Genomic DNA, 22,660 nt, shown 5'->3' with positions numbered 1-22,660 from the left:
CGGTCGGGCGCGCTGCGGATGGGCCGCATGGCGGGTTACATAAAAACGGCAAAAGGGGCGGATCGAGAGATCCGGCCCCTGCGTGCTGCGGTGCGTCTTTCGCCTGCCGGGCGAGAGCCGTAGCCTGCCGTTCGATGTTCCGGTGTTGCGTATGTTGTTTTCCTTTTACCTTCTACCGGATCATCAGATACGCATCGGCATGACGACGTACTTGAAGTTGTCGTCTTCCGGCACGGTGATCAGCGCGCTCGAATTGGAGTCGCCGAGGCTGACCTGCACTTGCTCGCTCTTGAGGTTGGCAAGGACGTCGAGCAGGTAGGTCACGTTAAAGCCGATGTCGAGGGCGTCGCCCGAATAGTCGAGCTCCAGCTCTTCCTGCGCCTCTTCCTGGTCGGCGTTGGTGGAGCTGATCTTGAGCACGTGCGTGTCGAGGATGCAGCGCACGCCCTTGAACTTGTCGGTGGTCAGGATGGCGGTGCGCTGCAGCGCCTGTTGCAGTTGCACGCGGTCGATGGCGAAGGCGTTCTTGTAGCCCTTCGGGATCACGCGCTGGAAATCGGGGAACTTGCCTTCCACCAGCTTGGAAATCAGTTCGATGTTGGCGAAGGTGAACTTGACCTGGTTGGCGGCGAGCTGCACCTGCACGGGATCGTCGTTGTCTTCGAGCAGGCGTTGCAGCTCGAGGATAGTCTTGCGCGGGATGATGACTTCCTGGCGCGCGCCTTCGCCGGTGGCGGCGGTGTCCAGTTCCACGCCGCAGTAGGCCAGGCGGTGGCCGTCGGTGGCGACCGCCATGACCTTCTTGCCGTCCACCACCAGCAGCATGCCGTTGAGGTAGTAGCGGATGTCCTGCTGGGCCATGGCGAAATGGACCATCGCGAGCAGGTGCTTGAAGGTCTTCTGCGGCAGGCTGACCGAGGCGCCGAACTCGCTGGCTTCGGCCACGGTCGGGAATTCCTCGGCGGCCAGGGTCTGCAGCGCGAAGCGGCTCTTGCCGGACTGCACGGTCATGCGCTTGTCGTTGAGCGACAGGGCGACTTCGCCGTCGGGCATGGCACGCAGGATGTCGAGCAGCTTGCGGGCGGCCACGGTGGTGGCCACGCTGTCGCTGCCGACGCCGCATTCGGCGTGCGTGGTGATCTGGATCTCGATGTCGGTCGAGAGGAAGGAAACGCCCGCCCCGGACTTGCGAATCAGCAGGTTGGCCAGGATCGGGAGGGTGTGGCGGCGCTCCACGATGCCGCTCACGATTTGCAGCGGACGCAGCAGATTGTCTCGCGAGGTTTTGACCAATTGCATTGAATTTATCCTTCGTCGTTTGTAGTAAGCGACCGCGGGTTGCGCATTCCTCCCGGCGACTCCAAATTTACTTTGGAATCAAGGAGTTAATTTGCCATTGTACCAAGGATAAGCCGCTGCGGTGAAGCGGGAGAAGCGCGATCGGAGGTAAAAATTGTGCGACATCGCGCACAATTCTGGGGCTTGCCCGGCCTTGTTCCGGCCGCACCCTCCGCCCGCTCGTCCCGACTCACCGCAAAGCCTTAGCCCAGGCCGCTTTCGCGCCAATGACCGGCAACGCCCCGGCGATGCTTGCCGATTGATTCATGCGCCGGATCGTGCCCGGCGCGTACCCTACAGTATGCCAGCCCCGCGTGGCGGTTCTGGTAAATCCGTCCTTGCGGCACAAAGTGCCCCGGACCTTGCTGCCGGGCGCCTGTTTCACGCCCGGTTTCGCGCCGTGTTTTGCTCCCCTCTCCCGCACGCGGGAGAGGGGTTGGGGGAGAGGGGCGGAGCTTCCACGAAGTGGCGGCCTTCGCCATTCGCAAACGCCCACCCTCTCCCCCCGGCCCCTCTCCCACAAGTGGGAGAGGGGAGAACACCATCAGTCATGCTGGCGCCCCGCGGTACATCGCGGGAGAACACCTGCCGTCATGCCGGCCTCGTCGACGCACCGGCATGACATCGCCGCAACTCAACCCTTGAGCGTCTGCTCCAGCACGTGCAGCTCGTGGTTGAGCTGCGCGTCCTTGCTGCGTTCGTCGGCGATCTTGCGCACCGCGTGCAGCACGGTGGTGTGGTCGCGCCCGCCGAACAGCTCGCCGATTTCCGGCAGGCTCTTCTGCGTGAGTTCCTTGGCCAGGTACATGGCGATCTGGCGGGGCCGCGCGATGTTGGCGGGCCGCTTCTTGCTGTACATGTCCGCGACCTTGATGTTGTAGAAATCGGCGCAGGTCTTCTGGATGTTTTCCACGGAGATCTGGCGGTTCTGCACGGTCAGCAGGTCCTTCAGCGCTTCACGCGTGACATCGATGGTGATGTCCTTGCCGTGGAAGTTGGAGAAGGCCAGGATCTTGCGCAGCGCGCCTTCGAGCTCGCGCACGTTGGAGCGCAGGTGCTTGGCGACGAAGAAGGCGACTTCCTCGGGCACGCTCACGTTCTCGGCGGCGGCCTTCTTCATCAGGATGGCCACGCGCATTTCCAGCTCGGGCGGCTCGATGGCCACGGTCAGGCCGGAGTCGAAGCGCGAGATCAGGCGGTCGTCGATGCCGCTGATTTCCTTGGGGTAGGTATCGCTGGTGATGATGACCTGGGCCCGGTTGGCGATCAGCGCCTCGAACGCGTAGAAGAACTCTTCCTGCGTGCGGTTCTTGCCCGAGAAGAATTGAATATCGTCGATCAGCAGCAGGTCGAGCGAGTGGTAGTAGCGCTTGAACTCGTCGAAGGCCTTGCGCTGGTACGCCTTGACCACGTCGGAGACGTACTGCTCGGCGTGGATGTAGCGGATGCGCGCGCGCGGGTTCTCCAGCAGCATGAAGTTGCCGATAGCGTGGATCAAGTGGGTCTTGCCCAGGCCCACGCCGCCATAGAGATACAGCGGGTTGTACGACTTGCCGGGGTTGTTGGCCACCTGGATGGCGGCGGCGCGCGCGAGCTGGTTGGCCTTGCCGGTGACGAAGTTGTCGAACGTCAGGATCGGGTTCAGGCGCGAGCGCTCGTGCACCGTGTCGTTCTGCTGCTGGCCGCCTTGCCCGTTGCCGGGATGGCCGCCCGGGTGATTGCCGGGGTGGCCGCCCTGGCCGCCGCCCGGCATGGGCTGCTGCGGCTGGGGCACGCGGTAGGAGCGGGCACTGGCTTCGGCCGGGTCGAGCTGCGGTACGTCGATGTCGACCAGTTCGCCGACCATGCCGACCATGCCGGCGCCCTGGCCGGCATGGCCCGCGTGGCCCGGATGAGCCGCCTGGGCCCCGGCGTAGCTGGCGGAGTAGGGCGCCTGCGCGCCGCGCTGGCCGCCCTGGCCGTTCTGGGCCGGCGCGGCGCCCTGGTGCATCGGGTTGCCGTAGCCGGGCTGCATGCCGGGCTGGCCGAAGTTCTGCGATAGCGGCTGGCCGGTGGGATAGCCGGGGCCGGCCTGCTGCGGCGCCATGCCGGGCTGGCCCGGCTGGCTGCCCTGCGGATAGCCGGCGGCGGCGCGGCCCGAGGCGGCGGGGTCGAGGACGAAGTGAACGCTGACGTTGGCCTCCCAGTACTCGCAGGCGAGCGCCGTGATGCGGCCGGAGAACTGGCTTTTCACCCAGTCGAGCTTGAAGCGGTTGGGCGCGGCAATGCGCAGCGCATGCGCTTCCTCGTCGAAGGCGACAGGCGCCAACGGCTTGATCCAGGTCTTGAACTGTTGCGGCGTCAGCTCGCGCTCGAGTTGCGCGGCTGCCGCCTGCCAGAAATCTTGCATTGTCTTCTTGTTCGGTGTTCGCCACGGGTTGCGCGGACAGTCCGGCCGGAAGGGCGACGTAAAGGACAGCGGGACGGCGGAACGGCCGGCAGGGATCGGTGGCGCATCCCTGCCGGCCATTCCGCCGGTCCTGTCCTGTATACCCTTCAGCCTGATAAAGCGACCGCGCATCGCGGTCCGCAACTGACCCCCGCAAGCCCGGCTTCCCCTGTGACGGAACGCGACACTCGACGCGACAAGCGGGAGCCGCCGGCGGGCCGCGCGGCGAATGAGACGAGTTCGCCGCCGCCCGCCGCGCGTCCGTTGTCCGGCGTGCCAGGGGTGAGTCCGGGGTTGCGCTTGCGCCACGCAGCCCGTGTGGTGTTTGGACCCGGATTGTACCCCCCGCCCTGAGTTATCCACAAAGGATAAGTCTGTGGATAAGTTGTGGAGATGCAGTGAATTGTTGTGCACAACCCCTTGTCCGGCGCGGGTTTCCGGGTAGGCAAAACACCCGAAAAGCCAATCCAAACAGAGACTTCGCTCGACTTCGGAGGGCCTGGCGGGCCGCACGGATACAAAAAAACTTACCCACTGGCGATTGTGGACAATGAAATACAACAGCGGACTGCGTATTTTTGCGGCAGGGGTGCCGCGCAAGTCTCTCGACCATATGGCGCCTTGACACATCGCGCGAAAATCAGTTAAATGGCGGGTTCTGCGATGCGGCAGGGGATCACGTATGCGCATCGCCGGGTCTGACCTGTTCCGTGCAAGACCGGTTTCGTTCCACGCGGCTTTCGGCCGGCTGGGGCGCACCGGAAATGGCTGGATTGGCCGGAACAGGCAGCGGGCCGAGCAGGCTTCCCGAACCTGCGTCGCAAGCGCCGACATCGTCGGCGCGCGAGATACACGGCCGGCGGCAAGACAATCACCGCAGTCGGCAAGACCGCATCCGCGGCAGCCCAAGCGAACCATACGCGGCGGCTACGGCGCCCCGGCTCACGCCGGAGGCCGGGCGAGCCAAGATCAACCAGAGAGTGCAACATGAAACGTACCTACCAACCTTCCGTTACCCGCCGCAAGCGTACCCATGGTTTCCGCGTGCGCATGAAGACCCGCGGCGGCCGTGCCGTCATCAACGCTCGTCGCGCCAAGGGCCGCAAGCGCCTGGCAGTCTAAGGGCCTGGCGACCGGCCATGAGGGCGCCCAGCGCGCCGTCGTGGCCAACCGCCTCGCCTTTCGGATGGCCGGGAGCCCGCAGCCAGGTGCAGCTTTACCGCTAGCTTTGCCCAGCGTGCCTACCCATGCCTACCCCAAAGCCGCGAGGCTCACAAAGACGGATGAGTTTTCATCCGTTTTTGCTTTGCGCCCGCGCCGGCGCAGCCAGCACTTCGTGCTGTATGTGGGCGAGAACGGCCTGCCGCAGGCGCGCCTCGGCGTGGTGGTGGGCAAGAAATTCGCGGCGCGCGCCGCCGAGCGCAACATGGTGAAGCGCATGGTGCGGGAACTGTTCCGCCATCGGCAGGACCAACTCGCGGGCCGCGATGTGCTGCTGCGCCTGCAGGCCAAGTTTCCGCGCGCGGAGTTTGCCAGCCGCAGCGCCGTCCGCCGGGTCTGCCTGGCGGAGCTGACCGGCCTGTTCGAGGTGGCGGCGCGTCCGCTTGCGCCACGTCCCGCCGGCCCCGCCGCACCGTCCGTCGCGCCTTCCGGGGTGTCGCCGCCGAAGTCCGCGCCTTCCGGCACCCCTGCCTGACCCGCCATGAAGCGAATCCTGCTAGCCCTGCTGCGCATCTACAAGATCGCCCTGAGCCCGTTCTTCGGCTCGCAGTGCCGCTTCCTGCCCACCTGTTCCGACTACGCCCGCGAGGCGATCCTGCGCCACGGCGCGGGCCGCGGCACCTGGATGGCCGCGTGCCGGCTGTGCCGTTGCCATCCGTTCACGGATGGCGGGTATGATCCGGTGCCGCCCGCATCGCCAGCAGCACCGGCAGCATCAACACAGCAAGACCGGGGATCCGCCGCGTCTGGCCCGGCGCCAGTCACGATCCGGCTACCCCGCCCCTGATTTCCTCCGACCACAGCGAGACATGGATATCAAACGCACCATACTCTGGGTCATCTTCTCGATGGCCCTCGTGCTGCTCTACGACAACTGGCAGCGCGCCAACGGTCATCAGTCGATGTTCTTCCCGAGCGCGAACCAGCAGGCCGCCCCGGCGGCCGGCGGCGCCTCGGCCGCGCAAGGCGACGTGCCCAAGGCCAACGCGGCCGCCGGCGCCACCGCCGCGGCACCGGCCGCCGCGCCGGCCGCCGCCGTGCAGCCGGCCGGCGAGAAGATCGTGGTGAGCACCGACGTGATGCGTGCCACCATCGACACCGCCGGCGGCATCCTCTCGCGCCTGGAGCTGCTGAACCAGCACGAGAAGGACGGCCAGCCCGTGGTGCTGTTCGAGCGCGACGCGACCCGCACCTACCTGGCCCGCTCCGGCCTGACCGGCGGCGACATGCCCAACCACACCACGGTGTTCGCCGCCTCGGCCGGTCCGCGCGACCTGGCCGGCACGGACAAGGTGGAAGTGACGCTGACCGGCGAGAAGGACGGCGTGAAGCTGGCCAAGACGTACATCTTCCACAAGGGCAGCTATGTGGTGGACACGCGCTTCGCCGTGACCAACGACAGCGGCAAGCCGGTCTCGCCGACGCTGTACCTGGAACTGACGCGCGACGGCAGCAAGGTCGAGCAGTCGCAGTTCTACAGCACCTTCACCGGCCCGGCCATCTACACCGACGCCGACAAGTACCACAAGATCACCTTCGACGACATCGGCAAGGGCAAGGCCAGCGTGCCGGCGGCCACCAGCAGCGGCTGGGTGGCGATGGTGCAGCATTACTTCGCCTCGGCCTGGATCCCGCAGGCCGGCAAGGAGCACAGCTTCTACGTCGAGAAGATCGACAACAACCTGTTCCGCGTGGGCGTGCAGCAGCCGCTGGGCCAGGTCGCCCCGGGTGCCACCGTGACCACCGATGCGCGCCTGTTCGCCGGCCCGCAGGAAGAGCGCATGCTCGAGAAGATCACCCCGGGCCTGGAACTGGTGAAGGACTACGGCTGGCTGACCATCCTGGCCAAGCCGATCTTCTGGCTGCTGGAGAAGATCCACGGCATCCTGGGCAACTGGGGCTGGTCGATCATCGCGCTGACGGTGCTGATCAAGCTGGTGTTCTTCCCGCTGTCGGCGGCGAGCTACAAGTCCATGGGCAAGATGAAGGACCTGCAGCCGCGCATGACCGCGATGCGCGAGCGCTACAAGGGCGATCCGCAGAAGATGAACCAGGAGATGATGGCGCTGTACCGCACCGAGAAGGTCAACCCGCTCGGCGGCTGCCTGCCCATCGTGATCCAGATCCCGGTGTTCATCGCGCTGTACTGGGTACTGCTGTCGTCGGTGGAAATGCGCGGCGCGCCGTGGCTGGGCTGGATCCACGACCTGTCGGTGCCGGATCCGTTCTACATCCTGCCGGTGCTGATGGCCGTGTCGATGTTCGTTCAGACCAAGCTGAACCCGACCCCGCCGGACCCGGTGCAGGCCAAGGTCATGATGATCATGCCGCTGGTGTTCTCGTTCATGTTCTTCTTCTTCCCGGCCGGCCTGGTGATGTACTGGGTGACCAACAACGTCCTGTCGATCGCCCAGCAATGGCAGATCAACCGGATGCTCGGCAAGGGCAAGGCGGCCGCGGCCGCCAAGGCCTGAGGCGAAGAGACGGCTCGGGCCGGCGGGTGACGAACCCGCTGGCCACGACAAAAAGCCCGGCGCATGCGCCGGGCTTTTTGTTGGGTTCCCGGCCGCGTACCGGGCGTCATTCCGCCTCGTGGCAGACCGCCTCGATGTTGTGCCCGTCCGGGTCGAGCACGAAGGCGCCGTAGTAGTTCGGGTGGTAATGCGGGCGCAGCCCCGGCGCGCCGTTGTCGCGCCCGCCGGCGGCGAGCGCGGCCTGGTAGTAGGCGTCCACCTGCGCGCGCGTCTGCGCGCGGAAGGCCACATGCAGCGGCGGCTGGTTGGGCGCGCCGCCGTTGATCCAGAATTCGGGCTTGCCCGGCGGCCCGAAGCCGGCCACGTCGGTATGCCCGGTCACGCTGGCCGGCAGCTCCATCACCTTGACCATGCCGATGGCGCCGAGCGCGGCGGTGTAGAACGCGCGGCTCCTGGCGAAATCGCTGACGCCCACGCCGGTGTGATCAATCATCTTTCGGTTTCTCCTTGAAGAAAATGGCCGTTCAGGCCAGGTCGAGCACGCTCATGGTGGCGTTGAAGCGGCTCACCAGCACCGCCTCGCCGTGCACGCTGGCGAAGACGTCGGCCTCCACCACGATGATGGCGCGGCCGGACTTGAGCACGTCGGCGCGGCAGGTCAGGCGGTCGCTGCGCGCGGCCCTGAGCAGGTTGATCTTGAATTCGGCGGTAACTACGTGGCGCCCGGCGTCGAGCATGGTGGCGGCCGCCGCGCCGGCGGTGTGGTCGGCGATGGTGGCCTGCACGCCGGCATGCACCACGCCGCCGTGCTGCAGGTGCCGCGGCGTGACCAGCAGCTCGCTCTCGCACCAGCCGGGCCCGCAGTCCACCAGGCGGATGCCCACGTCCGTGACGAAGGCGGCATCACGGAAGCCAGCCTCGATGGTATCCCGCAGCAAACGCCGTTCCTGTTCGGTGGACATGATGGCCGCCTCCTCGCGCTCTGGTGGCCGGGCTCCCGACAGGCGGACGGCCCGGTGCGCCCATTGCAGCGCGAAGCCGGCGCGCTGTCAATGCGTGGCCCCTCGCTCACTCTTTGACTGGCCGCATAGGCATCCCGTCCGGAAGGTGCGGCGCACCCGCCACAATCGCCTACACTGGCTTATACCCGTCCCGCCTGGACACCGGCCCGGAAGCCACCGCCGACCACCATGCCCGCCGCCAATCCCACCAGCCGCCTGCACGCCGGCATGCGTGCCATCGACGCTTTCGTGGTGCTGGCCGATGACGGCCTCGCCGCCATCGCCGACCAGCTCGACGCGCTGAACCGGCGCGACCATCCCGACGATGTCCACGCGCTGCGGGTGGCGGTGCGGCATCTGCGCGCGGTCTGCTGGGCCTTCGGGCCGGCCCTGCCCAAGGCCATGCGCGCGCGCTGGCGCGACAGCCTGCGCCAGCTCGCGCGGGCCGCCGGCGACGTGCGCGACTGGGACGTGTTCATCGGCGAGACGCTGCGGCCCGCGCTCGACCGGCAGCCCGGCGATCCCGTGCTGGCCGCGCTGAGCGACGTCGCCACGATGCGGCGCCACCTCGCGCGCGCCACCATGATGGCGCAGCTGGCGCAGTACCAGCACTGGCCGCTGCCGGCGCTGCACCGCGACCTCGCCCACCTCGGCAACGGCACCGTGCACGGCCCGCGCGCCGGCGCGCGGGCGCGCCTGGACACCTTCGCGCGCCGCCGCATCCGGCGCGCGCGCGAACGGGTGAAGGCGCTGGCGCGCGCCGCGCGCGGCGCGGACCTGGCGCGCGTGCACCGCTACCGCATCGGCAGCAAGCGCCTGCGCTATGCCATCGAGGCGCTGGCGCCGGTGCTGCCGAAGCGCTTCGGCCAGCGCCTGCACGACAAGCTGGTCAGGCGCCAGGGCCAGCTCGGCAAGACCGTCGACAACGCCGTGGCGCGCCGCCTGATGGCCGAGTGCATGAACACGCCCGCGCCGGGCGCGCAGGCGCCATCGCCACCATCGCTGCCACCATCGCTGCCACCTCCGCCATCCCCGCCACCCCCACCGTCCGCGCGGGACTGATCTGCGACAATATCGCCATGACCGCATCCCAGCCCCGCTCCCACGCCGCCGCCACGCCCATCGCCGCCATCGCCACCGCGCCCGGGCGCGGCGGCATCGGCGTGGTGCGCGTGTCCGGCCCCGATGTCGGCGCCATCGCGCGCGCCGTCTGCGGCCAGGCGCTCAAGCCGCGCCATGCCACCTACCTGCCATTCCTCGACGCGCGCGGCAAGGCCATCGACCACGGCCTCGCGCTCTATTTCCCCGCGCCGAATTCCTACACCGGCGAGGAAGTGCTCGAACTGCAGGGCCACGGCGGCCCGGTGGTGATGCAGATGCTGCTGGCGCGCTGCCTCGAAGCGGGCCGCGAGACCGGCCTGCGCCTGGCCGAGCCCGGCGAGTTCACGCGCCGCGCCTTCCTCAACGACAAGCTCGACCTGGCCCAGGCCGAAGCCGTGGCCGACCTGATCGAAGCCAGCACCGAAGCCGCCGCGCGCTCGGCCGCGCGCTCGATGGAAGGCGAGTTCTCGCAGGCCATCCACGCGCTGGTCGAGCAGGTCATCCACCTGCGCATGCTGGTGGAAGCCACGCTCGACTTCCCCGAGGAAGAAATCGACTTCCTCGAAGCCTCCAACGCGCGCGGCCAGCTCGCCGCCATCCGCGCAGCGCTGTGCGGCGTGCTCGCGCAGGCCAAGCAGGGCTCGCTGCTGCGCGAAGGCCTGTCGGTGGTGCTGGCGGGGCAGCCCAACGTCGGCAAGTCGTCGCTGCTCAACGCGCTGGCCGGCGCCGAGCTGGCCATCGTCACGCCGATTCCCGGCACCACGCGCGACCGCGTGCGCGAAACCATCCAGATCGAAGGCATCCCGCTGCATATCGTCGACACCGCCGGCCTGCGCGACGACGCCGCCGACGAAGTCGAGCGCATCGGCATCGAGCGCACCTGGGAAGCGGTGCGCCGCGCCGACCTCGTGCTGCACCTCGTGGACGCCGCCGACTACGTCGAGCACGGCCTGTCCGAGACCGACGACGCCATCGACGACCGCCTCTCCGGCCACCTGCCGCCCGGCTCGCCGATCCTGCGCGTGGTCAACAAGATCGACCTCGCCCCCGCCGTGGGCGCCCGGCACTTCGGCGCCAACCGCCCCCACGTGGTCGCCGCCAACGGCCCCAATCCGGCCGAGGTCTGGATCTCCGCGCGCACCGGCGCCGGCATCGACCTGCTGCGCGGCCAGTTGCTGCGCCTGGTCGGCTGGCAATCCGGCAACGAAGGCACCTTCCTCGCGCGCGAGCGGCATCTCACCGCGCTGCGCAACGCGCAATCCCACCTCGACCTCGCCGCCGAGCGCGCCGAGCAGCAGGCGCAGGCGCTCGACCTGTTCGCCGAGGAACTGCGCCTGGCGCAGGATCATCTCAACAGCATCACCGGCGAGTTCACCAGCGACGATTTGCTGGGGACTATTTTTACGCGGTTTTGTATTGGGAAGTGAGGCAGGCTGAGGTCTCCTGATACAGCCAAGAGTCGCGTAAATGTTTCACCGGCGTCCGCGTGCGCCGCGCCATGTATCAACGATGACTCATCCAGAATCACCGCAGGTTGTCGCTCTTCATTGACGCTGTCCGTGCACGCCGCGCAAGGACAGCGCTCCATCCCGCTGCGTTGTCGATGTGACACCCCGCCTGTGCGGTTTTGGCGGCTCCGCAAGCAACTTTGTCCGTTCGATGTCGGCCCCAAGCCATAGATTCGTAGCACGGGATGCGAGGCAGTCCGCCAGGGGCAAGACGCGCCGGTGGCGGCAGCGGCCAAGCGCGGCTTGCCGTGCTCGGCCGGCTCCGCCTCGCTCCTGGCCTGTGCACCAGCGGAGCTACACGCTATGCGTGACCACGACATCGAAGCGCAGCCGCCCCGGCTACAAGTATTCGAAGGTGTCGTTCCCCGGCAGTTGCTGGCGGAGATGAATGCGACCGTCGACGCCTGCAGGCAGGCGTGGCGGCCGGCGGATGGCCGTCGCGCCACGGACACGGCGGCGCAGTTCGCCGAGCTGCTGCGGCGGCACGATCCGTTCCGGCTGGCCGAGCGGCAGGCCTGCGCGCGTTCGCGGCAAGGCGCGCGGCAGGCGGGCTGGGCCATCGAGCGCGCCCAGCCGCTGTACGTGCTGCGCTGTATCAACGGCGGCCTGCGCGGGCAGAGCCATCTGCGGCACTACGATTCCCATATCCTGACGCTGCTGATTCCGCTGCAGCAAGCGGCGCCGTCGCGCGAGAACGGCGACCTGATCCTCTACCGGCATCCGCGCGAAGCCGTGGCGGCCTGGAAGAACGTCATCACCAAGGTGCGGCTGATCCTGATGCGCTCGCTGCCGTTCGTCGTGCGCCGGGCGCTGACCTTCCACCATCTCGCGCACGGCCGCTGCGAGCGCGTCGCGTGCGTGCCGGGCAACGTCTACGTGTTCAACGGCTTCATCACGCTGCATGCGAACCTGCACGTCGAAGCGGGCGAGCGCCGCTCGCTGATCTTCCATTACTACGATCCCGGCCTCACCGCGGGGCTGAACCACGTGCCGCGCGCCTGGCGGGCGCTGCGGGACCGGCTGCTCGACGCGATCCAGCCGGTCCGCTCGCGCGACTGACCGGCGGCCGGCCGGCGCGCTCGCGCCGGGACGATCGCGCGTGCTCCCGCTCGCGTACTCCTTGCGGTACATGGCGGCACCGCCGCCGATGCCCGCCGCGGGCGCTCCTATACTGGAACCGCTGGAACAGCCTTCCGCGCGTAGCGTCACGGGCCGGCGCTGGTGTACGCGCGGATCCACATCGGCCCGGACCCAGGCTAGGAGAACGTCATGACCAATGCGCAAGGACATCTCGTCGGTACCCTGAACCACCTGATCGAGGTCGGCAAGGACGGCGAACTGAGCTGCACGACCGGCGCCCGCGAAGTGCAGAGCCCCGAGATACGCGCCATCCTGACCGGCACCGCGGAAACCTGCCGCGCCTCGGTGATGGAGCTGCAGGCGCTGGTGACTTCGCTCGGCGCCCAGCCGCGCGACCGCGGCAGCATGGGCGGCGCGCTGCACCGCGGCTGGATGGAGGTGCTGCACGTGATCGCGCCGCACAACGACGACGCCGTGCTGCAACTGTGCGAGCGCGACGAGGAAGCGGCCAGGCGGGAATACCAGGCGGCCCTGACCGGGGACATGCCGGCCGAGGTGCGCGCGGTGGTGCAGCGCCAGTACGAGGGCATGCAGTGGCATCACCAGCGCATCCACGCCATGCGCGGCATGCAGGTCCACTAGCGGACGGTGGCGCGGACGGTGGCGCCGGTGGCAGCGCCGCCGCGCCTCACCACACGCGCGGCACCAGCCGGTACCGCACGCGGGCCGCGTAGGCGGCGTAGCCGTCCAGCCCGCGCAGCAGCTCGCGGTCTTCCATCGCCGTGCGGAACACGATGCCGGCGGCGAGCAGCAGCGACCCCGCCACGCCCCACCACGACCCCAGCAGCAGCGCATTGGCCGGCAGGAAGACCAGCACGGCCGCGTAGAGCGGATGGCGCACCAGCGCGTAGGGGCCGCTGGACACCACGCGATGCCCGCGCTCGGACTGGATCCGCACCACCGGGGCGAGGAAGGTGTTCTCGCGGCAGACCCGGTCGATGGCGGCATAGGACAGCACCAGCAGCACCGCGCCCGCGCCTTGCAGCCACGCCGGCATGACCGACCAGCGGTAGCGTCCCGCGTCCAGCCCCATCAGCGCCAGCCACGCGCACCACGCCACGCCCACGGCCACCATGAAGACGCGGTCCCACAGCGGCTGCCCGCGCTGCACCGGCGGCTTCAGGCGCTCGGCCAGCAGCGCGGGATCGTAGCGGGCCATGCGCCACGTCACCACCACGGCGCCGCCGAAGAACAGCGCCAGGTACGCCCAGCCCGCGGGCCACGCCAGCGTGCCCGCCGCGCCGAACAGCAGGGCGGCGAAGACCAGCGCCTCGGCCGCCAGCGCGAACGCAAGCCTGAACTTCATGGCGGATGCCCTCCTTGCGGCGTCCCGCGCCGGCATACCGCCGGGAACGGCCGCGCAGTGAAGTGCGATGGGGAACGCGGCAGGGGCTACAATGGGCCGTTTCAGCGAACGAGCCACTGCCATGTCCGATTATCCGCGTTATACCCTCAATCGCTCGCTCGTCATCCTGGTGCCCCAGCAGCCGTTCTTCGACTGGATCATGGCCGTGGACACCGACCCCGTACCGTCGCTCACGCTCGAGAACGTGCGCGAGGACCAGAGTACCTTCCTGGTGCCGGACGAGGTCTCCAACGCCGCCCAGGCCGTGCAATGGGTGGAGGAGCGCTGGCGCGCCTTCTTCGAGTTCATGCTGGGAGAGTGGTTCGAGGAGTCGGCCTGGCCGGCGGCCCTGACGCTCGAGCAGTTCCGCGAGTGGTTCACGGTGCAGCACCACTCCACGGTGTTCGACATGGCGCTGGACTTCGGCATCGAGCACGAGGACTGGGAAGCCGAGGAGGAAGAGGAGGACGACGGCGAACCGGGGCTGCACCGGCTGCACTGAGGCCGTTGGCGTGGCCCGCATGACCCACATGACCTGTGAGGCGCGCGCCATGCCTGTGGACAAGTCTGTGGAGAAGCCCGAATAACCCTGTGGGCAAAGCTGTGGGCAAGGTTGTGGGCAACCCGCCGCGAACGCCGCCATCCCCACCATGCCGGCGGCGTTGCCCGCCCGTGCCGGCCGCGCCCGTCCCGCCCGACCTTCTTGCCCGCCCCCTCTTTACCGCAGGAAACCCCGGATGTTGAACCGTACCCAGAAGACCCTGATCGGCGTCGTCGCCGTGGCCGTGCTGGCCATGCTGTGGCTGACCGGCAACCATGAGCAGCAGCAGCTCGAGCCGGCCGCGGCGGATGCCGCCGCCGATGCCTCCGCAGCCGCGGCCGCCACCGAGGCGGCCAGCGGCGCGCGCGGCGTGCCGCGCAACGGCACGCTCGACCCGATCAGCATCGACCCGGCGCGCTCCACCGACGTGCTGCCGCAATACCAGGCGGATACGCTGGTGGACGACTACCAGGACAACCCCGGCGCCGCGAACGACCGCTATCGCGGCCAGTATTTCATCGTGGAGGGCGTGGCCGCCGGCGTGCGGCGCGAGAGCGGCGACAACGTGTTCCTCGACATCCGCTCGAACAACCCGGCCGTGGCGGTGCGCGCCAGGCTGCTGCCCCAGCAGATCTGCGGCCCGGCCGGGCGCACCTGCGAAGTGGAGGCGCGCGCCACGATGGTCCGGCGCGGCCAGAAGGTGGCGGTGGAATGCACCGGCGCGGGCCAGGTGGACGGCTCGCCGCTGCTGGAAGGCTGCCTGGTCCGCGGCGGCGCCAACTGAGCGGCGCCGGCGCCTTTCTCCATCGATTCCACGCCCGTTTCCCGGCTTCCGCATGCAAACCCTGCTCTCCGTCCTCGCCCTGACCATCCTGATCGTGACCGCGGTCGGCCTGGTCTCGCCGCCGTTCATCAGCAACGCCTTTCTCAAGGGCCGCCCGGTCGGCCGCCTGCAGATCCTGCTGGTCGGCGTGTTCCTGGCCGCGATCTGCCTGGTGGCGGTCGGCAGCATGGCCACGCCGCCGGCCGCCGGCTGAGCGGCACGCGCGGCGCTTCGGCAGGCCGCTCCCGCGGCTTTGCGATGCCCGCGCCACCCGCGCCGGCCCGGAAATGCCGGACACGAGACTTGCGGGACGCGTCCCGCGGGCGGACCAGCGCGGCCGCTTCGGGTCGCCAACGGTAGCTCCCGCTGTCCGCCAGCCGTCTCCGGCTGGCGTTTTTCCGGGCTGGCGGACCGTTTTTCCCGCTCTGTTCCACCGATTGACCGCGCGGCAACACGCCTAAAGTTGGCGGGCGCGCGTGCCGGGAGCACGCGCCCACCCGCCATGCGCCCAGGAACATCATGAAAAAAGCATTGCTTGCCGCCAGCCTAGGCCTGCTGGCCACCGGCTGCGCCACCTACCAGGCGGTCGTGCCGGTCGACCGCGGCGACCGTATCGCCTCCATGCAGCCGGCCGACGGCACGCTGTTCTGCGTGATCACCAACCAGTCCAGCGGCAACGCCTACCTGGGCGCGCTGCGCGAGTCGCTCGAGGCGCGCGGCTTCGAGTTCAAGCAGCTCGCGCCGGGCTCGTCGGTGGCGGCCTGTCCCTATACCGCCACCTACTACGCGCAGCGGCAGTCGTACTGGCGCGATTTCCTCAGCTCGCTGGACATGGTGGTCTACATCAACGGCGAGCGCGCCGGCCAGGCGAAATACGACGCGCTGCGCAGCGCCGGCGGCATCAACCTGAGCGACCTGATCCCGCCCGGGCAGAAGATCGAGGACGTGGTGGAGCAACTGCTGCCCGGCATGCGGCCCCGGCCGGCCGCCGCCGGCACCGCGCCGTCGGTCCCGGCAGCCCCTTCCGCGCCGGCCGCGTCCGCTACGCCAGCCTGAATACCTCCACCGCCTGACGCAGCTCCTGCGCCTGCTGGTGCAGGCTCTGCGCGGCCGCCGCGGCCTGCTCGACCAGCGCGGCGTTCTGCTGGGTGGCGTTGTCCATCTCGTTCACGGCGCCGTTGACCAGCGCGATGCCCTGCGCCTGCTCGCGCGAGGCCACGGTGATGTCGCCCATCAGCGCGGCGATGCCTTCCACGCGGCGCACGATGTCCTCGATGGCGGCGCCGGCCTGCTGCACCGCCTCGTTGCCGGCGCGCACGTCGGCCACGGTGCGCTGGATCAGCGTCTTGATCTCGCCGGCGGCGCCGGCGCTGCGCTGCGCCAGCCCGCGCACCTCGCCCGCCACCACCGCGAAGCCGCGCCCGTGCTCACCCGCGCGGGCGGCCTCCACCGCCGCGTTGAGCGCGAGGATGTTGGTCTGGAAGGCGATGCCGTCGATCATGCCGATGATGTCCACCACCTTCTGCGCGTTGCCGTGGATGCCGGCCATCGTGCCGACCACGCGCGCCACCGTGGCGCCGCCGGTGCGCGCGGCCTCGGCGGCGCTGCGCACGGCCTCGTTGGCGTCGTGCGCGCTGTCCGCGTTCTGCTTCACGGTGGCGGAAAGCTCGTCGATGCTCGACACGGTGCGCTCCAGGCTGGTCGCCTGCGCGGCGGTGCGCGCCGACAGGTCGGCGTTGCCGCTGGCGATCTGGCTGGTGCTGCCGGCGATGGCCGCCGCGCTCGCGCGCACGGTGCCGACGATGTCCGACAAACCCTGGCCCACGCCGTCGATGGCGCGCAGCAGCCGGCCCATCTCGTCCTGGCGCCGGCTCGCCATGCGCGTGCCGAGGTCGCCCCCGGCGATGCGCGCCGCGGCCTGGGCGGCGGTGCCGAGCGGCACGCTGACCATGCGCCGCAGCAGCCACCAGAAGCCCGCCGACACCACCAGCGCCAGCGCCACGCCGGCCAGCAGGAAGCGGTCGCGGCTCGCCACCAGCCCGGCGCGCAGCGTCTGCACCGGCACCGAGCCGGCGATGATCCACTGCCAGTCCGGGTAGGTGGTGAAGGCCGTCACGCGCTCGGCCGCGGGCGTGTTGCCCAGCGCCGCGGTGTGCGTCATCACGCCTTGCTTGCCGGCGATCATGTCGCGCACCCAGGGCTTGCCGCCGGCGTCGGTGGCGTTCAGGATCACGCTGCCCTCGGCGGCGCCGCGGCCGACCATCAGGCGGCCCTGGTCGGGGCCGGGGCTCGCGTCGATCACCATGAACTCGCCGTCGCCGCCGACCTGCTTGCGGCGGATGCGGTTCTTCAGCATGGCCAGCTCGGCATTGACGTTGACGCCGACGAACAGCGCGCCCACCACGCGGCCGGTGGCGTCGCGCACGGGCTCGTACTTGCTCATGTACGGCTTGCCGAACAGCCACGCCAGCGCGCGGTAGGCGCGGCCCGACATCAGCGCGGCGTAGGCCGGATGGGTGCGGTCGAGCACGGTGCCGACGGCGCGCTCGCCGCCCTGCTTCTTGAGCGACGTGGTGATGCGCACGAAGTCCTCGCCGCTGCGCGCGAACACCGTGGCGGCGGCGCCGCCGGTGGTGGCCTGGAAGCTGTCGGGAATGGCGAAGTTGCCGTTGAGCGTGACCTCGCCGCTCCTGAAGCGCGGCGTGGCCTGGCCGGCCACCTCCACGGTATCGGCCGCGTCCAGCGTGTACGGGCCGGGCACCTGCGCGGCGAAGCTGAGCATGAAGCGGTCGGACTCCTGCAGCATGGTGTCGTCGAGCTGGCCCACCAGTTCGCGCAGGGTGTCGGCCTCGGCCACGATGGCGTTGCGCGCCTGCGCCTCGAGCAGGTTCATGCTGCTGGCCGACAGGGCCAGCGCGTAGGCGCCGAACACCGCCAGTTGCACCAGCAGCACCACCGCGGCGATGCGCGTGCCGATGCTCCAGGCGCCGGGGTGCAGCCGCGCGCGCAGCGGGCGCGCGGACGGTGGCCTGCCGGAAGACGAGGCGGGGGACGGCGCGGCAGGTCGCGGGGACGGCGCGGCGGCCGGCGCCAGGGGCGCCGCCACGGCATGGACAGTGACAGTTGAACGCAAGAGCAGCTCCGTCAATGAGTGCCATGCGCCACCTGGCGCACGGGCGGCGCGCGCTCTGCGGCGCGTCGCCATTGCGGAGGTTTACGGCGGGCGCGCCGCGGCCTTGACCGCCGCGCGGCGAAATCGCCTAGAAGCGCGGCTCTAGCTTGCGCGCGGTGCAGCCGGCGCTTCGTTGTGGTGCATTTTGCCGCGCGTCCTGCCCACGCGCCGCGCCCGATCATGCCCGAACGATCACGCCCGAACGATCATCCCGCCGGCCAATCAGCCAACCATTCAGCCGACCAGCCGGCCCAGCCGCACCACGGTCACGCCGGGGCGCAACTGGCGCAGCGACGGCATCACCAGCACGCAGTCCGGGTAGGGCGTCACCACCGGCTCGCCGTCGCGCCAGCCGATCACGGTGCCGGCCTCGGGGAAGGTCTCCAGCCCGGTGTACGGGCCGGCGAAGCGGAAGTCCATGCTGGCTGCCACCACCGGCTCGGTCACGCGCACCACGCGCTGCGGCCGCGGCGGCTGCAGCCAGCCGGCGGGCACGTCGGCCGCGTCAATGATGCCGGCGTTGAGCAGGAAGCGCGCGGTGCTGTCCTTCGCCACGCTCACCGAAGCGGTTTCCCAGTGCTGGCCGCATTCGATCAGCAGCGCGTTCTTCGCGCTGGCGGCGTCGCCGAAGCCTTCGTAGTCGCGCATGCGGCGGCCTTCGGGGTGGCCTTCGTCGACGATCACGTTGGCCGGCGCGCCGACCGCGCGCGCCAGCTCGATGCCCTTGTCGAGCGGGCCGGAGACGATCAGCGGCAGGCTCTTCTCGTGCATCGAGTGCAGGTCCAGCAGCAGGTCCACGGTGTCGATCACCGGGCGCATGGCGCGCGCGCGGCGCAGCTCGGACGAGTCGCGGCCGGCGTCGTCGAGCACGGCGGCGGTCCACACGCGGTTGAAGTCCTGGTCGACGTAGCGCGAGGCGTCGGGCTTCGCCGCGTCGAACGTGTGGTACGCGTCCACGTTGGCGAAGGCCAGCGTCAGGCGGCCGCGGCGCGGGCGCAGGCCGGCGTCCAGCAGCGCCTTGACGGTGATGGCGCCGCACACCTCGTTGCCGTGCGTGAGCGCGTTGATCATCACGTGCGGGCCGGGCGCGCCGCTGTCGAAGGTGTGCACGTAGGGCACGCCCGCGTTGCCGGCGGCGTAGGGGCGGATGTCGGGGAATTCGACTTCGACCGGATAGGCGTCGAAGGTAGGGACTTGGGTATGCATGTGTGTGGGTTGGCTAGCTTGCCTGTTTGAGCGGGAATCCCGGCGGCCGGAAATCCGGGCGCCGCTGGTGGCAAGCAAATGGCACGCCTGCCGCCGTTTGCCGCCATCGTTGCCATTATTGGTGCATTGCGGTTATTCGTGGATGCCGGCGGCCTGCACGATGGCCTTGTACTTGCCGGTCTCGCGCTTGACGAAGGCGGCGAACTGCGCCGGGCCGCCCGGCGCCACCGCCACGCCGGCCTCGGCCAGCTTCTTCTTCACCTCGGGCAGCGCCAGCACGGCCTGCATCTCGGCGTCGAGGCGCTCGACGACCGCGCGCGGCGTGCCGGCCGGCGCCATCAGCCCGAACCACACGCCCATGTCCACGCCCCTGAGCGCGCTGCTCTCGGCCAGCGCCGGCACGCCGGGCGCCACCTGGGCGCGGTGCGCCTCGGTCACGCCATAGGCCTTGACGCGGCCGGCCTGGATATGGGGCAGGGCGGACGACAGCACCATCACGGCGAGGTCGATCTGGCCGCCGAGCAGGTCGGTCGACATGGCCGACGCGCCCTTGTAGGGCACGTGCGTGATGTTGACCTTGCCCTGCTGCTTGATGAGTTCGCCGGCGAGGTTCAGCGGCGTGCCCACGCCCGACGAGGCATAGGCCAGCTTGCCCGGCTGCGCGCGCGCCAGCGCGATCAGCTCGTCGGCGTTCTGCGCCGGCAGCCCGGGCTTGCCCACCAGCACCATCGGCTGCGTGCCGACGAAGGTGATGGGCGCGAGGTCGCGCTCGCCGTCGTAGCGCACGGCGGGATTGGTCAGGCGCGCGATCGAGACCTCGCTGCCCGAGCCCATCAGCAGCGTGTAGCCGTCCGCGTCGGCCTTGACCACCCTGGCCGCGCCGATGGTGCCGCCGGCGCCGCCGAGGTTCTCGATCACCACGCTCTGGCCCAGGCGCTTGCCGAGCTCCGGCGCGATGGTGCGCGCCACCAGGTCGACGCTGCCGCCGGCGGTGTAGCCCACCACCAGCGAGATCGGCCTGGCGGGCCAGCCCGCCGCACCGGCGACGCCGGCAAGCAGGCACAAGGACGCGGCGGCGGCCGCGCGCAGCAGTTTGTTCATGGCTCTCTCCCTTCGTGGATTCGTGGTCTCGCCGCCGTGCGCATGTATGGATATGCGGATATGGCGATGTGCGGCGATCTTAGAGAGCGGGCGGGCGCAGCAACGTGCGGCTTTGGCAACGGCGCTTGCCGAATCGGCAAGGCGGCGCGGGAAAAGGAAAAAGCTAGGCGGCGGTGGCGGCGCGCCAGAAGGCCTCGGCCAGCGCGCGCATGGGCGCGCGCGTGCGGTACAGCAGGATCTGCATGGCGAGGTCGGACTCGCCGCCGGCCTCCAGCCCCGCGCGCACCAGGCGCCCGGCATGGAGGTCGTCGGCGATCAGCCGCGCCGGCAGCCACGCCAGGCCCATGCGCTGGCGCACCATCTCGTGCACCGACTCGGGGAAATCGCTCACCGCGATCACGTCCAGCCGCGCGGCCAGCCGGCGCCGCGCGATCTCGCCGTCGACCATGCGGCCCAGCGTGAGCGTCTCGGCATACGCGATCATCGGCACCGGCGCGTGCCGGCCGCGCGCCTGCAGCTTGTACTGCGGGCCGCCGCCGGGCGCCGCGGCGCTCACGCAGACCAGCCGCTCCTCGCCGGCGAGATAGCGCTGGTAGCGCGCCTCGTCCAGCGTCACCGGCTGCTCGGGCGAGTTGTAGCAGAGCAGGAAGTCGGCGTCGCCCTCGGTGAACATGGCCAGCGCGTCGTGCGTGGGGAACGTCGACAGGCGCGTGCGGAAGCCGGCCGCCACCGGGTCGTGGCGCAGCGCGTGGCGCAGGCCCGCGAGCCACGCCGGCACCATCGAGCGCGCCAGCGTCTTGCCGGTGGCGATCACCACCGTGCTGGCATCGGCGCGGTGCGCCGCGCGCAGCGACAGGCGCGCCTCGTCCAGCGTGCGCAGCGCGTCCCCGGCGGCTTCGAGGAACTGGCGGCCTTCGTCGGTCAGGCGCACCGGGAACACGCTGCGGTCGATCAGCGGCGCGCCGGCCCACACTTCCAGCGCCTGCATGCGGCGCCCGAACGCGGGCGGCGTGACGTTGCGCAGCTCGGCCGCGCGCGCGAGGCTGCCGGCCTGGGCCAGGCACACGAAATCCTCGAGCCAGCGGATATGCATGGGAAGGTGCGGTGAAGTTGACGGTCGATGAAGCGGCGCGGACATTGTAGCGGCATGCCGGCACCATGCAGGCTTCTCCTGGACACCGCGCGGGCGCCATACGTGCGCCATACATGGGCCATACGGGCGCCGCGCGAGTCGGGTAGAATTTTTCGCATGGCCCTCTTCAAGCGCAGCGCCGCGTCCTCCTCCAGTTCCCCGCCGGACAGTGCCTCGGGCAATGCGCCGGGCAATGCGCCGAGAAGCGCGCCAGGAAGCGCGAAACCGAGAAGCGCGAAAGACGGCGCGACAGGCGGCGCGCCCGCCGAGTACACCATCGACGAACTCGCGCGCGCGGCCGGCACCACGGTGCGCAACGTGCGCTCCTACCAGGACCGCGGCCTGATCGACCCGCCCGAGCGGCGCGGCCGCGTCGGCATCTACACGCAGGCGCACCTGGGCCGCCTGCGCCTGATCAACCACCTGCTGGCGCGCGGCTACACGCTCAACAACATCCAGGAACTGCTCAAGGCCATCGTCGAGGGCCACGACCTGCGCTCCATCCTCGGACTGGAATCCGCCATCGCCAGCCCGTGGACCGACGAAGTGCCGCGGCACTACTCCTACCTCGCGCTGGCCAGGCTGTTCGGCCGCGCGGTGTCGCGCCCGGCGCTGGCCAAGGCCATCGCGCTGGGGCTGCTGGAGCCGGACGGCATGGGCTACCTCGCGCGCAGCCCGCGCACGCTGGCCGCCGGCGCCGAAATCGCGCGCGCGGGTTTCCCGATCGAGGACGTGCTCGCCATCATCGAACATGCGCGCAGGCATTTCGAAGCGGTGTCGGACCGCATCGTGGCGATGGTGGTGCGCGAGCTGGACCGCTTCGGCGAAGGCAAGCTGCCACCGCCGCAGGACGTACCGCGGCTGGTGGACATCCTCTGGCGTATCCGCCCGCTGGCGATGGTGGCGGTGGAAGCGGAGATGATGCGGGCGCTGGAGTTGTCAGCGAACAAGTATCTTGGAGATCGGGTGGCGGCGATTATTGAGCATTTGCATGATGGGGATGAGCGGGCCTGAGCGGCTGGGCTTTTTGGGTTATTTTGTTTTTTAAGACAAAGGCTTTAAAGAATTAAAGTCAGATTCAAAGGCTTAACTTCAAGGTCAACGGCTGAACGTCAAAGTCAACATCAAA

At 69.6% G+C, this 22,660-nt stretch carries 22 protein-coding genes; 13 read left to right on the top strand and 9 right to left on the bottom strand.

Going from position 1 to position 22,660, the window contains the following annotated elements:
- Window positions 1–183: 183 nt before the first annotated feature.
- Together dnaN and dnaA are read right to left on the bottom strand one after the other, a co-directional pair.
- Window positions 184–1,299 (bottom strand): DNA polymerase III subunit beta, encoded by a 1,116-nt coding sequence (dnaN, locus tag KF708C_RS05415; RefSeq protein ID WP_020204199.1) that lies wholly within the window; start codon window positions 1,297–1,299, stop codon window positions 184–186.
- A 673-nt stretch (window positions 1,300–1,972) separates the two neighbouring features.
- Complete coding sequence (gene dnaA, locus KF708C_RS05410) at window positions 1,973–3,727, bottom strand: chromosomal replication initiator protein DnaA (protein WP_059410984.1); 1,755 nt, start codon at window positions 3,725–3,727, stop codon at window positions 1,973–1,975.
- Window positions 3,728–4,753: 1,026 nt separating this feature from the next.
- Here dnaA and rpmH point away from each other — a divergent pair.
- The 4 genes from rpmH (at window position 4,754) to yidC (ending at window position 7,461) form a co-directional block, all read left to right on the top strand.
- Complete coding sequence (gene rpmH / locus KF708C_RS34355; RefSeq protein WP_006578231.1) at window positions 4,754–4,888, top strand: 50S ribosomal protein L34; 135 nt, start codon at window positions 4,754–4,756, stop codon at window positions 4,886–4,888.
- 115 nt (window positions 4,889–5,003) lie between these two features.
- Window positions 5,004–5,462: a ribonuclease P protein component gene (gene rnpA / locus KF708C_RS05405; protein ID WP_231401639.1), complete on the top strand. Its 459-nt coding sequence runs from the start codon at window positions 5,004–5,006 to the stop codon at window positions 5,460–5,462.
- A gap of 6 nt (window positions 5,463–5,468) precedes the next feature.
- Entirely contained in the window at window positions 5,469–5,774 is a 306-nt protein-coding gene (gene yidD, locus KF708C_RS34350) for a membrane protein insertion efficiency factor YidD (protein WP_081651461.1), read from the top strand.
- Between the two features lie 22 nt (window positions 5,775–5,796).
- Window positions 5,797–7,461: a membrane protein insertase YidC gene (gene yidC, locus KF708C_RS05400; RefSeq protein ID WP_059410983.1), complete on the top strand. Its 1,665-nt coding sequence runs from the start codon at window positions 5,797–5,799 to the stop codon at window positions 7,459–7,461.
- Window positions 7,462–7,567: 106 nt separating this feature from the next.
- Here the strand turns inward: yidC and KF708C_RS05395 are convergent, their stop codons facing one another.
- Together KF708C_RS05395 and KF708C_RS05390 are read right to left on the bottom strand one after the other, a co-directional pair.
- Window positions 7,568–7,954, bottom strand: coding sequence for a VOC family protein (locus KF708C_RS05395; protein ID WP_020204203.1), 387 nt, complete (start codon window positions 7,952–7,954; stop codon window positions 7,568–7,570).
- 31 nt (window positions 7,955–7,985) lie between these two features.
- On the bottom strand, window positions 7,986–8,423 hold the full coding sequence (locus KF708C_RS05390; protein WP_059410982.1) for a PaaI family thioesterase: 438 nt from the start codon (window positions 8,421–8,423) through the stop codon (window positions 7,986–7,988).
- 228 nt (window positions 8,424–8,651) lie between these two features.
- On the opposite strand from KF708C_RS05390, the gene KF708C_RS05385 reads away from it, so the two are divergent.
- From KF708C_RS05385 to KF708C_RS05370, 4 genes are all read left to right on the top strand, one after another.
- On the top strand, window positions 8,652–9,524 hold the full coding sequence (locus tag KF708C_RS05385; RefSeq protein ID WP_059410981.1) for a CHAD domain-containing protein: 873 nt from the start codon (window positions 8,652–8,654) through the stop codon (window positions 9,522–9,524).
- A 17-nt stretch (window positions 9,525–9,541) separates the two neighbouring features.
- Window positions 9,542–10,990 carry a tRNA uridine-5-carboxymethylaminomethyl(34) synthesis GTPase MnmE gene (gene mnmE / locus KF708C_RS05380; RefSeq protein ID WP_059411048.1) on the top strand — a complete coding sequence of 483 codons (1,449 nt, stop codon included), beginning with the start codon at window positions 9,542–9,544 and terminating at the stop codon, window positions 10,988–10,990.
- Between the two features lie 384 nt (window positions 10,991–11,374).
- Complete coding sequence (locus KF708C_RS05375; RefSeq protein ID WP_155888153.1) at window positions 11,375–12,130, top strand: hypothetical protein; 756 nt, start codon at window positions 11,375–11,377, stop codon at window positions 12,128–12,130.
- Window positions 12,131–12,340: 210 nt separating this feature from the next.
- Complete coding sequence (locus tag KF708C_RS05370) at window positions 12,341–12,793, top strand: PA2169 family four-helix-bundle protein (RefSeq protein ID WP_059410980.1); 453 nt, start codon at window positions 12,341–12,343, stop codon at window positions 12,791–12,793.
- 46 nt (window positions 12,794–12,839) lie between these two features.
- Here KF708C_RS05370 and KF708C_RS05365 read toward each other — a convergent pair whose 3' ends face one another.
- Window positions 12,840–13,517 carry a methyltransferase family protein gene (locus KF708C_RS05365; protein ID WP_020204209.1) on the bottom strand — a complete coding sequence of 226 codons (678 nt, stop codon included), beginning with the start codon at window positions 13,515–13,517 and terminating at the stop codon, window positions 12,840–12,842.
- Window positions 13,518–13,638: 121 nt separating this feature from the next.
- Here KF708C_RS05365 and KF708C_RS05360 point away from each other — a divergent pair, with 121 nt between their 5' ends.
- The 4 genes from KF708C_RS05360 to KF708C_RS05345 all read left to right on the top strand — a co-directional run bounded on the left by KF708C_RS05360 (window position 13,639) and on the right by KF708C_RS05345 (window position 15,976).
- A complete protein-coding gene (locus KF708C_RS05360) occupies window positions 13,639–14,058 on the top strand; it encodes a hypothetical protein (RefSeq protein ID WP_020204210.1) in 420 nt (139 codons plus the stop codon).
- A gap of 235 nt (window positions 14,059–14,293) precedes the next feature.
- Window positions 14,294–14,881, top strand: coding sequence for an OB-fold putative lipoprotein (locus tag KF708C_RS05355; protein ID WP_020204211.1), 588 nt, complete (start codon window positions 14,294–14,296; stop codon window positions 14,879–14,881).
- A gap of 52 nt (window positions 14,882–14,933) precedes the next feature.
- On the top strand, window positions 14,934–15,134 hold the full coding sequence (locus tag KF708C_RS05350; RefSeq protein ID WP_020204212.1) for a hypothetical protein: 201 nt from the start codon (window positions 14,934–14,936) through the stop codon (window positions 15,132–15,134).
- Between the two features lie 305 nt (window positions 15,135–15,439).
- The gene (locus KF708C_RS05345; RefSeq protein ID WP_059410979.1) at window positions 15,440–15,976 is read left to right on the top strand and encodes an Sbal_3080 family lipoprotein; all 537 of its coding nucleotides are present in this window, start codon (window positions 15,440–15,442) and stop codon (window positions 15,974–15,976) included.
- Here KF708C_RS05345 and KF708C_RS05340 read toward each other — a convergent pair.
- The 4 genes from KF708C_RS05340 to KF708C_RS05325 form a co-directional block, all read right to left on the bottom strand.
- Complete coding sequence (locus tag KF708C_RS05340; protein ID WP_231586390.1) at window positions 15,963–18,053, bottom strand: methyl-accepting chemotaxis protein; 2,091 nt, start codon at window positions 18,051–18,053, stop codon at window positions 15,963–15,965. The genes KF708C_RS05345 and KF708C_RS05340 overlap by 14 nt on opposite strands.
- 273 nt (window positions 18,054–18,326) lie before the next feature.
- Entirely contained in the window at window positions 18,327–19,298 is a 972-nt protein-coding gene (locus KF708C_RS05335) for a M14 family metallopeptidase (protein WP_059410978.1), read from the bottom strand.
- 132 nt (window positions 19,299–19,430) lie between these two features.
- Window positions 19,431–20,399 (bottom strand): Bug family tripartite tricarboxylate transporter substrate binding protein, encoded by a 969-nt coding sequence (locus KF708C_RS05330; protein WP_059410977.1) that lies wholly within the window; start codon window positions 20,397–20,399, stop codon window positions 19,431–19,433.
- 163 nt (window positions 20,400–20,562) lie between these two features.
- On the bottom strand, window positions 20,563–21,492 hold the full coding sequence (locus KF708C_RS05325) for a LysR family transcriptional regulator (protein WP_020204217.1): 930 nt from the start codon (window positions 21,490–21,492) through the stop codon (window positions 20,563–20,565).
- 156 nt (window positions 21,493–21,648) lie between these two features.
- Between KF708C_RS05325 and KF708C_RS05320 the strand changes: the two genes are divergently transcribed.
- Window positions 21,649–22,545 (top strand): MerR family transcriptional regulator, encoded by an 897-nt coding sequence (locus KF708C_RS05320; protein ID WP_059410976.1) that lies wholly within the window; start codon window positions 21,649–21,651, stop codon window positions 22,543–22,545.
- Window positions 22,546–22,660 lie beyond the last annotated feature (115 nt).

Source organism: Cupriavidus basilensis, assembly GCF_000876015.1.
GTDB classification, from domain to species: Bacteria; Pseudomonadota; Gammaproteobacteria; order Burkholderiales; family Burkholderiaceae; genus Cupriavidus; species Cupriavidus basilensis_B.
Note: the sequence above shows the minus strand (reverse complement) of the source record. Positions and strands in the feature narration are given on the sequence as shown.